1 protein-coding gene is annotated in these 17,032 nt (G+C 53.2%); it reads left to right on the forward strand.

Going from position 1 to position 17,032, the window contains the following annotated elements; genetic code table 11:
• The first annotated feature begins 3 nt into the window (after positions 1 to 3).
• A complete protein-coding gene (locus MFFC18_RS03345) occupies positions 4 to 17,028 on the forward strand; it encodes a Calx-beta domain-containing protein (RefSeq protein ID WP_148618612.1) in 17,025 nt (5,674 codons plus the stop codon).
• Positions 17,029 to 17,032: the final 4 nt, after the last annotated feature.

Here is a 17,032-nt window from a genome sequence, read left to right on the forward strand (position 1 = left end):
AATATGTTTCGTCGCAATAATCGCTCTGTATTTTCGTCTGTATCTCGCAACGTCAGGCGAGCTCAGGCAGCTATCCTGCGAGCCAATCGCAACAATGCGAAATGGATGAAACGATACACGGAACGTCAGCGTGAACAGCAGGATCGGTTTGCACGTTTCCGTGCAGCGATCCGCAAGGCATTCAGTTTTGTGCCAATGCTTCGGTCAGGCCTTTCGGTAGTTTGGGCAACGATGACCAGCTTGTTCGTGAGCATGTTCGCGACTCCTCCAACTCGCCCGATTCGCGTCGCTGTGAATCGCGATGGCATGCTCGGCAGCAGCCGAAAGCGTCGTCGTCAACGCCGCAAGAACGCTCGCTCAAAAGCGAAAGCGGAAACTGGAAACACATACGAGAACCTTGAGCCACGGCAATTGCTGGCAGTCGACTTGCCGGTGTTTCCGGCTTTGGGCGGAGTTGACAACACGGGGACGGCCGGCTCGACGATCCACTCGGGCGGTAGAACTTTCGTGCATGACCTCACAGCAAATCAGTACGCTAAGGCGTTGGATCAAGTAGATACGTTGTACTACGGGCTTTACAGTGTGGAGTTCGGTATGGACGGTTCCGCGAGCCCGGTTTCCTTCACGGCAAGTGATCTCACGATAAGCGGAAACACGGCGACTTGGCTACGTAACGATGTGCCTTTCAAGCCGACCTCGAGTGCTCCCGTCCAGTCGGTCACAGGGCGGATGGTCATCGATTTTACTGATGCAACCGACAGCAGTGTGTTGAGCGGTTCGTCGCTGCCTGCGGGATACGACGTTCCGTCCGGAAATACAGTTCACGGTCGACCGCACACGGAGGGGGGGGCCGTTCTCGCGGTCCGTGAGTCCGATCAGGATTTCAACGCGAATGTTAAGTTTGAGGTATTCAGCGGCGGTTCGTGGATTCCCGCAAAGACATTTTTCGACGCGAATACTGATTCATCGATGAACGGAAAACTCTTCACGAGTTTCTATGGTGGCTATTGGCAGGAAAAAGACCCGAACCTGGCAGGGCTTGCTCCAACTCCCGATGCGAGTGCCGATACTTGGGCGCTCAGTTCAAACGGTATTGACGCGGTGGTGGAGATCAATTCCTCGGAGGAGTTTCGGTACCCATTGTCATTGATGGAATCGATCTCGATCACAGGCTCGGCAGATGCGGATAAGTTGATCGTGGATCAGACCACGCCGATCACGGAGTTAATTAGCTTTGATGGTGCGGATCCGACTTCCGGCTTGGGCGATTCTCTGGAGGTTATCAATGCTCCGTCCGGTGCCGCAGTGTTCAACTACCTCGATGCGTCTAGTGGCGACATTGTTGTTCCAGGTGCCGGCACCATATCCTACACCGGGCTTGAGCCGATTGCTTATACATCGGCCGGTGGAACTCTAGCATTTAATTTCCCAGCCGTCGCCAATGATGTGACCGTAACAACTTCGGGGGCGAATATTGTTTTAACAACCTCGACATTCGAGAATACGACTGTCTCGTTGGCTGGGATCACTGACATTTCCTTCAACGGCAATGTTGCAACAGATAAAGTTACTATTGGTTCGCCTTTGATCGGCCTGAACGTCAACTTGAACGTTGAGGAAGTCACGCTTGATGCTGACATCGGCGGAACGGTTACTGGAACCGCAGCTGTTGTCAATGTGACGGCCAATGGTGTAGTTCAGGATGGCGTGGATGTCGCCGCTTCGGGTGCCACCATTAATGTGGGTGCCGGGACGTTTGTTGAAAATGTAACAATCAGTCAGCCAGTAACGTTGCTAGGGACCGGGCTGACGAGCATCATCGAGCCAACAGGTGGCTCAGCCATTGAATTAACTGCTTCTGCTGCTCTCGATGTCGTAACCATTGATGGCTTCCTGATCAGCGGTGCTGGTGGTGGTGTCCGGGGGATTTACGCTGATGACATTGGATCAGCACTCGTTGGATCGCTTGTTGTCGGCAACGTGACGGTACAGGATTTCTCAACTCACGGTATTGCCGTATTCGGAACGAGTCTTGGCGCTCCAACAACTCCATCGAATTTGACGGTTTCCGTCTCCAGCAGCACTGTCCAAGGAAACGGCGTTGGTGCAGGGGGCGATGGCGATCTAATTTTCTGGTCGGGTGGTGATGTGACGTTGGACACGGTCATGGTTAATGGAACCAGTTCGCCAGCTGCTGAAAATGGAATTCAGTTTCGTTCTGACACCGGCTCGATTGGCAATGTCATTCTGACGGATGTTACGGTCACCGGCAGCTACGAGAAAACTCCACTTGCAGTCTACAACTACGACGACGTCGCAGGATTGGTAGCTACTGGCGTAGTGGTCACTGCCGACAGTGTCGTATTTAATCGAAGCGTCGCAATCGAAGGCATCGGTAGCGGCGATGTAGAACTTTCGGGTATGGACCTTACTGGTGCTCCGGATCCAGCTCTAATTGCCATGGGAACTTCTGGTACTACGGGGCCAAACGTGCTTACTGGAGGTGATGAAGATACGGTCTTCTTCGGCGCCGATGGCGATGACACCATTAACGGTGGCGATGGCGATGACACTTCTTTCTATCCATTTAGCCCTCGTGCTGACTACACGATTAGTCAAACGACTGACGCAAAAGGTCGCGTTACCGCTTTCACGAGCATTGACGATAACGTCGGCACGGGGCTCGACGATGGCACTGACACACTCTCCAGCATTGAAATTTTGAGCTTCTCGGATGTCGTTCTCGACTTGAATCAAAATGTTCAGCAATTCAACGTCGGTAACGAGCTGATAGGCACGTTTGATACGATTCAGGAAGCGATTGTTGCGTCCAGTCCTGGCGAGACTATTCGCGTATTTTCAGACATCTACATTGAAGATGTAACAATTCCGAACAATTCGGATATTACCTTGGAGCTCGAAGGAACAGTCCAAGGCGATTTTTCTGGTTTGGACGACGGATCGACAGTTAAGGCAATTGGCAATCTGGTTATCGGTGAAGGTGGTAGTTTTGCTGGTTTCGCTCATATAGGAACCCTGCTAACTGAAGCCAACAAGGTTACGCTCAAAGATGCCAACACAGCGAGCCTCGGAGAACAGACAACCGTTGCAACGGGCGGCGAACTGGAAGCTGATAACGCCGTTCGTTTGAGCGGCTCAGATGTCTTGACTGGTAGCGGTTTGGTCGACGGTGATGTTCAGTTGTACAACGGTACCGTCACCGGCAACCTGACTGTTGAAGGGCAGCTCAACGGAGCAATTGGAGGCACGGGTTCGTCAGCGCAGGGCGTCGTGTCGGCAGGCAACAGTCCTGGAGTCATGAATGTCGGTGACCTGTCATTGACATCTGGCGATACGTTCGTTGTCGAAGTTGACGGAACCGCAGGTGCCGGAGTTGCTGGCGGTCATGATCTGACGAATGTCGCAGCCAGCTTTGGAGGCGGAGGTGTAGTCTCGCTGGGCAGTGCCACTCTGGACCCGACTCAATCGGTCGCCGGTCCGCTTCCGTCTGATGGCGTTTACACGATCATCGACAATGATGGAGTCGATGCCGTGACCGGAGAGTTTGATGGCCTGCCAGAGGGTGCGACGATTGCTCTTGGCGGACAGACTCTTGTTATCACCTATGTTGGTGGCGACGGTAACGATGTGATGCTATTCACCGCCGGCATGGCGGAAATTGAGTTCGCGAATGGCGGTGAGCCTGATGATTCAAGCGCTGAAGGTGAAGGCGGTACGGGAGGCACGACGCCGACCATCCTGGTAAATGGAGATCTTACCGGGATTCCTGCAGCCTATCGTACAGTTACATTTTCGCTTACTCCTGGGTCGGCAACGCCAGGATTTGCTGATGACTTCACACTCGACGCCAGTTTCACGATTCCAGCTGGTGACTACAGCACAACGACAGGTTTTGATCTAACCGAGTACGATTCGGCTGGCTTGCAAAGTGGTGACGTTGGCTTCACAGATCCTGTGCTGGAAATTAACCAGGACACTCTAATTGAAGGCATCGAAGATTTCAGTTTTGATTTCGATGGTATTGGTATCGCACTTACAAATGGCCCAACGACTGACCTGGATGGCGACGCCAGCTCTCGAAACGGAACGACTCATAACATCGTCGATGACGACTTCGTGCGAGTAACTATTCAGGACGCAACGGTTACTGAAGGCACGACCGTGATGGGAACTGTCCTTGTCGAGACTTCTTCAGACAACGGCGTTTGGGACAATAGCGCGACAATTGCTCCTGGTTCAACGATCAGTTTCAGCATTTCCGATGCCGGGACAGGTGATGCGGTAAATCCTGATGACTTTACCTACGTGACCACTTCCTTCACGCTCGACGACACGTCCGTTTTCACTCCGTCTGGCCTGATGCTGGCATTCACCATGCCGACGGTTGATGACGCTGTTGTCGAAGGAACAGAAACTGTCGATCTTGTTGTCGACAATATCAGTAGCACCGCTGGCCTTTCGACTAGTAACCCATTGAACTCACAGGTGGTAACGGACGATGGTGTCATCACGATTGAAGACAACGACGTTGCAGTTTGGAATCTGACTCAGGCAACTTCGCCAGTTGTTGAAGGTGGCAGCGTTGCTTATACGTTCAGCCTGACTGCCAGCGGCAGTGGCACTGGTCCATTCCTTTTCCAGGCTGGTGAGACAGCCTCGGTTGAGGTTCAGGTCACCGACATCACAACGGTTTACGGCGTTGACTACGACAACGCAGTGACAGCGATTCAGAATGCGGTAACAGCCTGGAATGCGGCCAATCCAACAGCTGGTTCTCTGGCAGCAACGTTTGCCGGTGGAGCTGCTCCAGTGGTTCTGACGTACCTTGCTGGTAGCGATGGAGTCGGTGGCGGTGCTGACACGGCGATGACACCTGACTTGATCGTCAACGTCACAGCGACGGACGACTCGTTGGTCGAAGGTTCTGAAACGGTTGATATCACGATCGACAATCCTGGCAGCACAACAGGTGCTGATGTTCGATTGGCGGGTGATGATGGAACTGGAACGGTTGTTCCAGACATCACTGTCACAACGGAAATCACTGACAATGATCTTGCCGAGTGGAATCTGACTCAGGCAACTTCGCCAGTTGTTGAAGGTGGCAGCGTTGCTTATACGTTCAGCCTGACTGCCAGCGGCAGTGGCACTGGTCCATTCCTTTTCCAGGCTGGTGAGACAGCCTCGGTTGAGGTTCAGGTCACCGACATCACAACGGTTTACGGCGTTGACTACGACAACGCAGTGACAGCGATTCAGAATGCGGTAACAGCCTGGAATGCGGCCAATCCAACAGCTGGTTCTCTGGCAGCAACGTTTGCCGGTGGAGCTGCTCCAGTGGTTCTGACGTACCTTGCTGGTAGCGATGGAGTCGGTGGCGGTGCTGACACGGCGATGACACCTGACTTGATCGTCAACGTCACAGCGACGGACGACTCGTTGGTCGAAGGTTCTGAAACGGTTGATATCACGATCGACAATCCTGGCAGCACAACAGGTGCTGATGTTCGATTGGCGGGTGATGATGGAACTGGAACGGTTGTTCCAGACATCACTGTCACAACGGAAATCACTGACAATGATCTTGCCGAGTGGAATCTGACTCAGGCAACTTCGCCAGTTGTTGAAGGTGGCAGCGTTGCTTATACGTTCAGCCTGACTGCCAGCGGCAGTGGCACTGGTCCATTCCTTTTCCAGGCTGGTGAGACAGCCTCGGTTGAGGTTCAGGTCACCGACATCACAACGGTTTACGGCGTTGACTACGACAACGCAGTGACAGCGATTCAGAATGCGGTAACAGCCTGGAATGCGGCCAATCCAACAGCTGGTTCTCTGGCAGCAACGTTTGCCGGTGGAGCTGCTCCAGTGGTTCTGACGTACCTTGCTGGTAGCGATGGAGTCGGTGGCGGTGCTGACACGGCGATGACACCTGACTTGATCGTCAACGTCACAGCGACGGACGACTCGTTGGTCGAAGGTTCTGAAACGGTTGATATCACGATCGACAATCCTGGCAGCACAACAGGTGCTGATGTTCGATTGGCGGGTGATGATGGAACTGGAACGGTTGTTCCAGACATCACTGTCACAACGGAAATCACTGACAATGATCTTGCCGAGTGGAATCTGACTCAGGCAACTTCGCCAGTTGTTGAAGGTGGCAGCGTTGCTTATACGTTCAGCCTGACTGCCAGCGGCAGTGGCACTGGTCCATTCCTTTTCCAGGCTGGTGAGACAGCCTCGGTTGAGGTTCAGGTCACCGACATCACAACGGTTTACGGCGTTGACTACGACAACGCAGTGACAGCGATTCAGAATGCGGTAACAGCCTGGAATGCGGCCAATCCAACAGCTGGTTCTCTGGCAGCAACGTTTGCCGGTGGAGCTGCTCCAGTGGTTCTGACGTACCTTGCTGGTAGCGATGGAGTCGGTGGCGGTGCTGACACGGCGATGACACCTGACTTGATCGTCAACGTCACAGCGACGGACGACTCGTTGGTCGAAGGTTCTGAAACGGTTGATATCACGATCGACAATCCTGGCAGCACAACAGGTGCTGATGTTCGATTGGCGGGTGATGATGGAACTGGAACGGTTGTTCCAGACATCACTGTCACAACGGAAATCACTGACAATGATCTTGCCGAGTGGAATCTGACTCAGGCAACTTCGCCAGTTGTTGAAGGTGGCAGCGTTGCTTATACGTTCAGCCTGACTGCCAGCGGCAGTGGCACTGGTCCATTCCTTTTCCAGGCTGGTGAGACAGCCTCGGTTGAGGTTCAGGTCACCGACATCACAACGGTTTACGGCGTTGACTACGACAACGCAGTGACAGCGATTCAGAATGCGGTAACAGCCTGGAATGCGGCCAATCCAACAGCTGGTTCTCTGGCAGCAACGTTTGCCGGTGGAGCTGCTCCAGTGGTTCTGACGTACCTTGCTGGTAGCGATGGAGTCGGTGGTGGTGCTGACACGGCGATGACACCTGACTTGATCGTCAACGTCACAGCGACGGACGACTCGTTGGTCGAAGGTTCTGAAACGGTTGATATCACGATCGACAATCCTGGCAGCACAACAGGTGCTGATGTTCGATTGGCGGGTGATGATGGAACTGGAACGGTTGTTCCAGACATCACTGTCACAACGGAAATCACTGACAATGATCTTGCCGAGTGGAATCTGACTCAGGCAACTTCGCCAGTTGTTGAAGGTGGCAGCGTTGCTTATACGTTCAGCCTGACTGCCAGCGGCAGTGGCACTGGTCCATTCCTTTTCCAGGCTGGTGAGACAGCCTCGGTTGAGGTTCAGGTCACCGACATCACAACGGTTTACGGCGTTGACTACGACAACGCAGTGACAGCGATTCAGAATGCGGTAACAGCCTGGAATGCGGCCAATCCAACAGCTGGTTCTCTGGCAGCAACGTTTGCCGGTGGAGCTGCTCCAGTGGTTCTGACGTACCTTGCTGGTAGCGATGGAGTCGGTGGCGGTGCTGACACGGCGATGACACCTGACTTGATCGTCAACGTCACAGCGACGGACGACTCGTTGGTCGAAGGTTCTGAAACGGTTGATATCACGATCGACAATCCTGGCAGCACAACAGGTGCTGATGTTCGATTGGCGGGTGATGATGGAACTGGAACGGTTGTTCCAGACATCACTGTCACAACGGAAATCACTGACAATGATTCGGCGAACTGGACGTTAACAGAAACAACAACAGGGTTGATTGATGAAGGCGATGCGGCCGTCTACGAGCTGACGCTTAATGGAAGTGCCAGTGGCATGCCTTCAGCAGCGGCCGTCCAGTCGGGCGACAACGCGTCGATAACGATGGCACTTGGATTGCTTGGTCCAACTTCGTTGAACGACTTCGATGAATTCACCGATGCGGACATACTTGGGGCTCAGCTGCTTGATGAGACCAGCCCTCTGGCGATGGCAATTCAGGATGCAGTGGATGCCTACAACCTGGCAGCCGGAACTTCACCGATGGATCCGGACTCGTTCGACTTCGATGCCGGTGCGGGCGAAGTGACCTTCTATGGTGATAGTGTCCAAACGGCACCGACGTTGACCATCGATCTCAATACGTTTGAGGACGACGGCTTCGAGCAAGGTGCAGGAGCACTCAAGCACCTGTCGAATTTCGTTGAACCAAACGAAGATTTCACGGTTTCGATTTCCGATCCGCAATTCAATGGAGTTTCTGCGACTCCAGAGATTACCGCGACGGGACCCAATACTGTTATGACGACAATCGTGGACAATGACACTACTGAAGTTTCGATCATGAAACTCAATGATGCTCAGGAAGGCAACGATGGCGATCTGACCAACGAAGCGATCATTGATGGTCGATTCAAGATCTCTCTGTCCAATCCAAGTCAGAACACGATCACCGTGACGCTGACCGATGGACTCGGCAGCCTCATCATCAACAACGGTACGGCTTCCAACAATGGAGTCCCAACACCAGGTGGTGATGACTATGCCAACAGCTCGCTGTCGGATGTCACGTTCTCACCTGGTAGCGTGTTAGAGATTGCTTCCGTTGATGTTAAAGATGACATGGTGGTCGAAGGAACCGAGACGGTCATTGCCACAGTGACTTCCATCACCGACGTAACCGGAACACTTAATCCGGGTGCCATTTCGATATCGTCAACTGACGAAGCCTCGCTGGACATCATCGATGACGATTCGGCTGTCTTGACGGTTGTTGACATGACCGAAGACGAAGAGACCGGAATGATCACGTTCACAGTAGAGCTTGATAAAGATGTTCAAGATGGCTTCTCGGTTGATTACAGCGTGACCGACGTTTCTACCGAGGCAGCCGATTTCACGGGTGCTCTGACCGGTACCTTGAATTTCGCGGGTACGGCAGGTGAAACGGAAACGTTCACTATTGGCATCAATGATGACATGATTGTTGAAGGCGATGAGACGTTTACCGTAAACCTTGGCAACGTCGTCCCGGTGAGTGTTTCACCAGCAAGCCTGATTGATGCCACGGACACCGCTACAGGTACGATCACCAACACTGACACGGCTGACTTGACGGTTACTGACGTGACCGAAGATGAAGAGAACGGCACGATGACGTTCACCGTGACACTTGATAATCCAGTTGAAGGCGGCTTCGATGTTGACTGGTCAACAGCCAATGTGAGCACCGAGAACGCTGACTTCGATCCATCCGGATTGCCATCAGGAACGATCACGTTCGCTGGTACAGCGGGTGAGACTCAGGCGATCACGATCAACATCGAAGATGACATGATCGTGGAAGGTGATGAAACGTTCACGCTCTCCCTGAGCAACGTTGATACCTCCTTGAGTACTTCGGGTGGAACACCGGGCACACCACCTGCGGACAACGCAGACATTGATGCCACGGACACCGCTACAGGTACGATCACCAACACTGACACGGCTGACTTGACGGTTACTGACGTGACCGAAGATGAAGAGAACGGCACGATGACGTTCACCGTGACACTTGATAATCCAGTTGAAGGCGGCTTCGATGTTGACTGGTCAACAGCCAATGTGAGCACCGAGAACGCTGACTTCGATCCATCCGGATTGCCATCAGGAACGATCACGTTCGCTGGTACAGCGGGTGAGACTCAGGCGATCACGATCAACATCGAAGATGACATGATCGTGGAAGGTGATGAAACGTTCACGCTCTCCCTGAGCAACGTTGATACCTCCTTGAGTACTTCGGGTGGAACACCGGGCACACCACCTGCGGACAACGCAGACATTGATGCCACGGACACCGCTACAGGTACGATCACCAACACTGACACGGCTGACTTGACGGTTACTGACGTGACCGAAGATGAAGAGAACGGCACGATGACGTTCACCGTGACACTTGATAATCCAGTTGAAGGCGGCTTCGATGTTGACTGGTCAACAGCCAATGTGAGCACCGAGAACGCTGACTTCGATCCATCCGGATTGCCATCAGGAACGATCACGTTCGCTGGTACAGCGGGTGAGACTCAGGCGATCACGATCAACATCGAAGATGACATGATCGTGGAAGGTGATGAAACGTTCACGCTCTCCCTGAGCAACGTTGATACCTCCTTGAGTACTTCGGGTGGAACACCGGGCACACCACCTGCGGACAACGCAGACATTGATGCCACGGACACCGCTACAGGTACGATCACCAACACTGACACGGCTGACTTGACGGTTACTGACGTGACCGAAGATGAAGAGAACGGCACGATGACGTTCACCGTGACACTTGATAATCCAGTTGAAGGCGGCTTCGATGTTGACTGGTCAACAGCCAATGTGAGCACCGAGAACGCTGACTTCGATCCATCCGGATTGCCATCAGGAACGATCACGTTCGCTGGTACAGCGGGTGAGACTCAGGCGATCACGATCAACATCGAAGATGACATGATCGTGGAAGGTGATGAAACGTTCACGCTCTCCCTGAGCAACGTTGATACCTCCTTGAGTACTTCGGGTGGAACACCGGGCACACCACCTGCGGACAACGCAGACATTGATGCCACGGACACCGCTACAGGTACGATCACCAACACTGACACGGCTGACTTGACGGTTACTGACGTGACCGAAGATGAAGAGAACGGCACGATGACGTTCACCGTGACACTTGATAATCCAGTTGAAGGCGGCTTCGATGTTGACTGGTCAACAGCCAATGTGAGCACCGAGAACGCTGACTTCGATCCATCCGGATTGCCATCAGGAACGATCACGTTCGCTGGTACAGCGGGTGAGACTCAGGCGATCACGATCAACATCGAAGATGACATGATCGTGGAAGGTGATGAAACGTTCACGCTCTCCCTGAGCAACGTTGATACCTCCTTGAGTACTTCGGGTGGAACACCGGGCACACCACCTGCGGACAACGCAGACATTGATGCCACGGACACCGCTACAGGTACGATCACCAACACTGACACGGCTGACTTGACGGTTACTGACGTGACCGAAGATGAAGAGAACGGCACGATGACGTTCACCGTGACACTTGATAATCCAGTTGAAGGCGGCTTCGATGTTGACTGGTCAACAGCCAATGTGAGCACCGAGAACGCTGACTTCGATCCATCCGGATTGCCATCAGGAACGATCACGTTCGCTGGTACAGCGGGTGAGACTCAGGCGATCACGATCAACATCGAAGATGACATGATCGTGGAAGGTGATGAAACGTTCACGCTCTCCCTGAGCAACGTTGATACCTCCTTGAGTACTTCGGGTGGAACACCGGGCACACCACCTGCGGACAACGCAGACATTGATGCCACGGACACCGCTACAGGTACGATCACCAACACTGACACGGCTGACTTGACGGTTACTGACGTGACCGAAGATGAAGAGAACGGCACGATGACGTTCACCGTGACACTTGATAATCCAGTTGAAGGCGGCTTCGATGTTGACTGGTCAACAGCCAATGTGAGCACCGAGAACGCTGACTTCGATCCATCCGGATTGCCATCAGGAACGATCACGTTCGCTGGTACAGCGGGTGAGACTCAGGCGATCACGATCAACATCGAAGATGACATGATCGTGGAAGGTGATGAAACGTTCACGCTCTCCCTGAGCAACGTTGATACCTCCTTGAGTACTTCGGGTGGAACACCGGGCACACCACCTGCGGACAACGCAGACATTGATGCCACGGACACCGCTACAGGTACGATCACCAACACTGACACGGCTGACTTGACGGTAGGTGATGTTAGTGTCAACGAAGATCTGGGTACCGTTGAGGTAACTGTGACTTTGGACAATCCAGTCGAAGGCGGTTTCAATGTTGACTACGTACTGACCGACGGTTCTGCAGTTTCACCTGGTGACTACATTTCGACGGGTGGCACGCTCAGCTTCGCTGGTGGCATGGGTGAAACCCAAACGATCACGATTCCGATCGGGATTGACATGCTGGTAGAAGCTAATGAAACGTTTACGGTCTCGCTTACAAACGTGGATACTTCTGTCGGCACCGGTACTCCGAATCCTGACAACGCCGATATCAGCGTTACTGATACCGGAACCGTGACTATCCTCAATGATGACACTGCTAACGTTACCATTGATGACATCTTGGTCCAGGAAGGCGATTCTGGAACATCCGTCGCGACGTTCACCGTCTCAATCGACAAACTGTCGGACCAAGACATCACGGTTGACTGGATGACCATGGATGACACCGCAATGGCTGGCAGTGACTACGTTGCCGGTTCTGGCACCGTAACCATTCCAGCGGGTCAGCTGACGGCTGAAATCGACGTCACCATCAATGGTGATACCGATGTTGAGCCTGATGAAGATTTCAAAGTTGTGCTTAGTAATCCAACCTATGCTCTGGATCCTGGCGATTCGAATCCGTTGACTGGTGGACCGAATGCGGACGCTGGACCAGGTGCGGCTCAGGTTGAAATTACCGATGATGTCGGTATTGGAACGATCAACAACGATGATGCTTTGATCGAGTTTGAAGTTGATGAAAGTATCAAGTCGGAAGATGGAACCGGCGGACCTGGACCAATCCTGCTTGTTCGCGGCGATTTAACCGACACGATTGCTGCTGATCGAACGATCACACTGCAGATCGTAGGTGGAACAGCCATTCGCAACGTTGATTACATCTTCGGCGATAGTGCATCTGGTCCGATCACATTCTATGTGCCAGATGGTGACTACTCGGCGGGTATGGGCTTTGATCTGACTCTGTACGATCTCAACGGTGAGTTGGTCTCAGTCAGCGGTCTTGATCCTGTTCTCAACGTCATCAACGATGCCATTCTCGAAGGTGATGAAAGCCTGACGATCGACATCAACGGCGAAGGCAACGTCTTCGAAGTTGGCGATGCTGACGGAATCAATGGCACAAACAAGGACACAGACCACGTCATTGGCGACAACGAAACGGCGACTGTGTCGGTGATCCCAATGCAGACAGTCACTGAAGAGAGCGGAGCTCAGACCTTTGATGTTGTGCTCAACACCTTTGGTGATGGTCCTGGCGGAACAGCTACTTTGGCTACTGGCATGATCACTCCGTTTGGAATTCAGTCGCCGATTTCGATCACGGCTGATGTGGTTGATGACGGTGACGGTACTGCAACACCGGGTGCGACATCGCCAGGAGACTTCGATTACTCAACCCAGTCGATAACCTTCAATCCGGGTGATGGAGATGGTGAAACTCGAACGCTGACGATTACGCCAACTTCTGACGTCGTCGTTGAAGCCGATGAAACTGTTGACGTTGACTTCGACAACACTGAAGCAGGATTCGGCGGCTTCGCTGACAGCCAGGTAACTTATGTTGCCGGCGATGTCACAATCCTTGACGATGACAGCGCCACCGTTTCGATCTCCGGAACGACTGACGCTGACGAAACGGGCTCAGTTCCTGGTCAGTTCACTGTGACGCAAACAGCCGTTAGCAGTACTGATGCGGATCTGACTTACAGCGTGACGGTCGGCTCCACAGCCAGCGATGGCGGAGTGGATTACACGACGCTCAGCGGTACAGTCACGATTCTGGCTGGTAGCACAACGGCCGTGATTGACGTCACTGGCATCGTTGACGACGGCATTGTTGAAGCTGATGAGATTGTGGAAGTCATGCTCACTGGCATCACCGCGGGTGATCCACAGATCACGATCGACACCGGAAACGATACCGACTCGATTGCAATCCTTGACGATGACAGCGCCACCGTTTCGATCTCCGGAACGACTGACGCTGACGAAACGGGCTCAGTTCCTGGTCAGTTCACTGTGACGCAAACAGCCGTTAGCAGTACTGATACGGATCTGACTTACAGCGTGACGGTCGGCTCCACAGCCAGCGATGGCGGAGTGGATTACACGACGCTCAGCGGTACAGTCACGATTCTGGCTGGTAGCACAACGGCCGTGATTGACGTCACTGGCATCGTTGACGACGGCATTGTTGAAGCTGATGAGATTGTGGAAGTCATGCTCACTGGCATCACCGCGGGTGATCCACAGATCACGATCGACACCGGAAACGATACCGACTCGATTGCAATCCTTGACGATGACAGCGCCACCGTTTCGATCTCCGGAACGACTGACGCTGACGAAACGGGCTCAGTTCCTGGTCAGTTCACTGTGACGCAAACAGCCGTTAGCAGTACTGATACGGATCTGACTTACAGCGTGACGGTCGGCTCCACAGCCAGCGATGGCGGAGTGGATTACACGACGCTCAGCGGTACAGTCACGATTCTGGCTGGTAGCACAACGGCCGTGATTGACGTCACTGGCATCGTTGACGACGGCATTGTTGAAGCTGATGAGATTGTGGAAGTCATGCTCACTGGCATCACCGCGGGTGATCCACAGATCACGATCGACACCGGAAACGACACCGACTCGATTGCAATCCTTGACGATGACAGCGCCACCGTTTCGATCTCCGGAACGACTGACGCTGACGAAACGGGCTCAGTTCCTGGTCAGTTCACTGTGACGCAAACAGCCGTTAGCAGTACTGATACGGATCTGACTTACAGCGTGACGGTCGGCTCCACAGCCAGCGATGGCGGAGTGGATTACACGACGCTCAGCGGTACAGTCACGATTCTGGCTGGTAGCACAACGGCCGTGATTGACGTCACTGGCATCGTTGACGACGGCATTGTTGAAGCTGATGAGATTGTGGAAGTCATGCTCACTGGCATCACCGCGGGTGATCCACAGATCACGATCGACACCGGAAACGACACCGACTCGATTGCAATCCTTGACGATGACAGCGCCACCGTTTCGATCTCCGGAACGACTGACGCTGACGAAACGGGCTCAGTTCCTGGTCAGTTCACTGTGACGCAAACAGCCGTTAGCAGTACTGATACGGATCTGACTTACAGCGTGACGGTCGGCTCCACAGCCAGCGATGGCGGAGTGGATTACACGACGCTCAGCGGTACAGTCACGATTCTGGCTGGTAGCACAACGGCCGTGATTGACGTCACTGGCATCGTTGACGACGGCATTGTTGAAGCTGATGAGATTGTGGAAGTCATGCTCACTGGCATCACCGCGGGTGATCCACAGATCACGATCGACACCGGAAACGACACCGACTCGATTGCAATCCTTGACAACGACAGTGCCACTGTCACGTTGACAGAGGTTGGACCGGATCCGATCGCGGAACCAAGTGGTGTGGCTTCTTACACGTTGGCACTCAACGGTGCGACCAGCAGCAGCACACCGACCGTCGTTGACTTCTCGACAGCTGGTGTCGCGCTTCGAGTCGCAGGAGCTGCTCCTCACCAGACTCAGGACTACTCAATCTGGATCGACGACGGATTTGGAAACTACTCCGAGGTTACTGGAGATTCGTTCACGATTCCGGCAGGTGTCAGTTCAGTTGACGTTCAAATCCGTGTCGAAGATGACTTGGTTGTTGAGCTGACCGAAGACGTAGTTTTGACTCTCGACGGTTCAGCAGGCGATCCGGTTGCCATGGGGGACCCAAGTATCACTTTGGGCTCGACCCTCGGTGGATCGACAGACATTACGGACAACGACACTGCCCAAATCATTATCAAGGTTCTTGATGGGACGGCGAGCGAAACGGCACTGGGCGACCCAGCCGAGATTGGTCAGTTTACTGTCCGCTTGGTGGTTCCGGGATCTGTTACTTCAAGCAATCCGCTGGGTACTCCAGCTCCCGTTTCGTACAACATTACTGTTGGATTCGAAGCCTTTGGAGGAACAGCGGTCAACGGAGTTGATTATGATTCGCTTCCAACGACAGTCTTCTTCGCTCCAGGTGTGACTGACAACACCATCAACATCACACCTGAATTTGATTTAGATGTTGAAGGGCCAGAATCAGTCATCGTAACGTTGGATGAAACATCTGAATCGACGACTGCTTTCTCTGGCATTCCATTCGATGTACAGGTCAGCGATACTGGCGACTGCGATTCGGCAACGATCATCATTGCGGACGACGATGTAGCTCCGGCAGTCGATGGGATCTATGTAAACAACTCTTTGCCGGCCAGCGGTGGCGTCGCAAGCGGTCAATGGGACGCTGAGTTCCGTGATCAGGTTGATGGTTCCGACGATGGCTCAACGTTTGGCTATGAGCTAACCGGACGGGCCGACCAGCTTGAAACCATTCCTTGGATTAATGTTGATGAACTTGTCGTCACATTTGACAGTTCGATCGATATTGCCTCTCTCGATCTTGGCGATTTTGTAGTTAGCCCAAGTATCGGTGACGGCGGAAACAGCATTCCCGGGCAGAAAATCATCGGTGGCTCACCTGTCGACGGTGTCATTCCGACGATCACCGGATTCACCTTGGAAGGAAGCAATGCAGTCCGATTGGCTCTGTCAAGCGTGCTGGATCCAGCGATCATTGAGTTGAACGTCAATGCTTCGGGGATCACGTTTGATGGTGGAGCACGAACAGGGACGGACTTGGCCTACACGTTCCGGGCATTGCCTGGCGACGTTGTCGAAAGTGGGGCACTTCGCGTTCAGACTGCTGACTTACTTGATTTGGTGACCTCAGGAAGAATTAACGCTTCTATCGGTTCACCGAACTACTCATTCCGTGCGAACGTTGATGGTAATTTCCGGATTCAAACAGCGGATATTCTTGCGATCAATGAACGTTTGAACGATGTCTTGGTTCCACCAGCAGCACCATCAATGGCAAGCTTCATCGGATCGCCTGAAACGATGCCCCAAGAAACTGACAAGACTGCAAGTAAACGATCCGCTCAGATGCTTGTAGAAAGTATTAGCAAAATGTTGCTGTCTGGAGCACAGTCAACCTCCTCCGATGCAGTCGTTACCGCTTCGACGGAGAGAGATTCTGCGATCGTTCAGAAGAAGGTGACTGCCGTGGATGAAGTGTTCGCTGACCGTGACACCACCTCAAGCATGCTTGAGGATTTCGACTGGATTCGCTAGTCGT

The organism is Mariniblastus fucicola, from assembly GCF_008087665.1.
Taxonomy (GTDB): domain Bacteria; phylum Planctomycetota; class Planctomycetia; order Pirellulales; family Pirellulaceae; genus Mariniblastus; species Mariniblastus fucicola.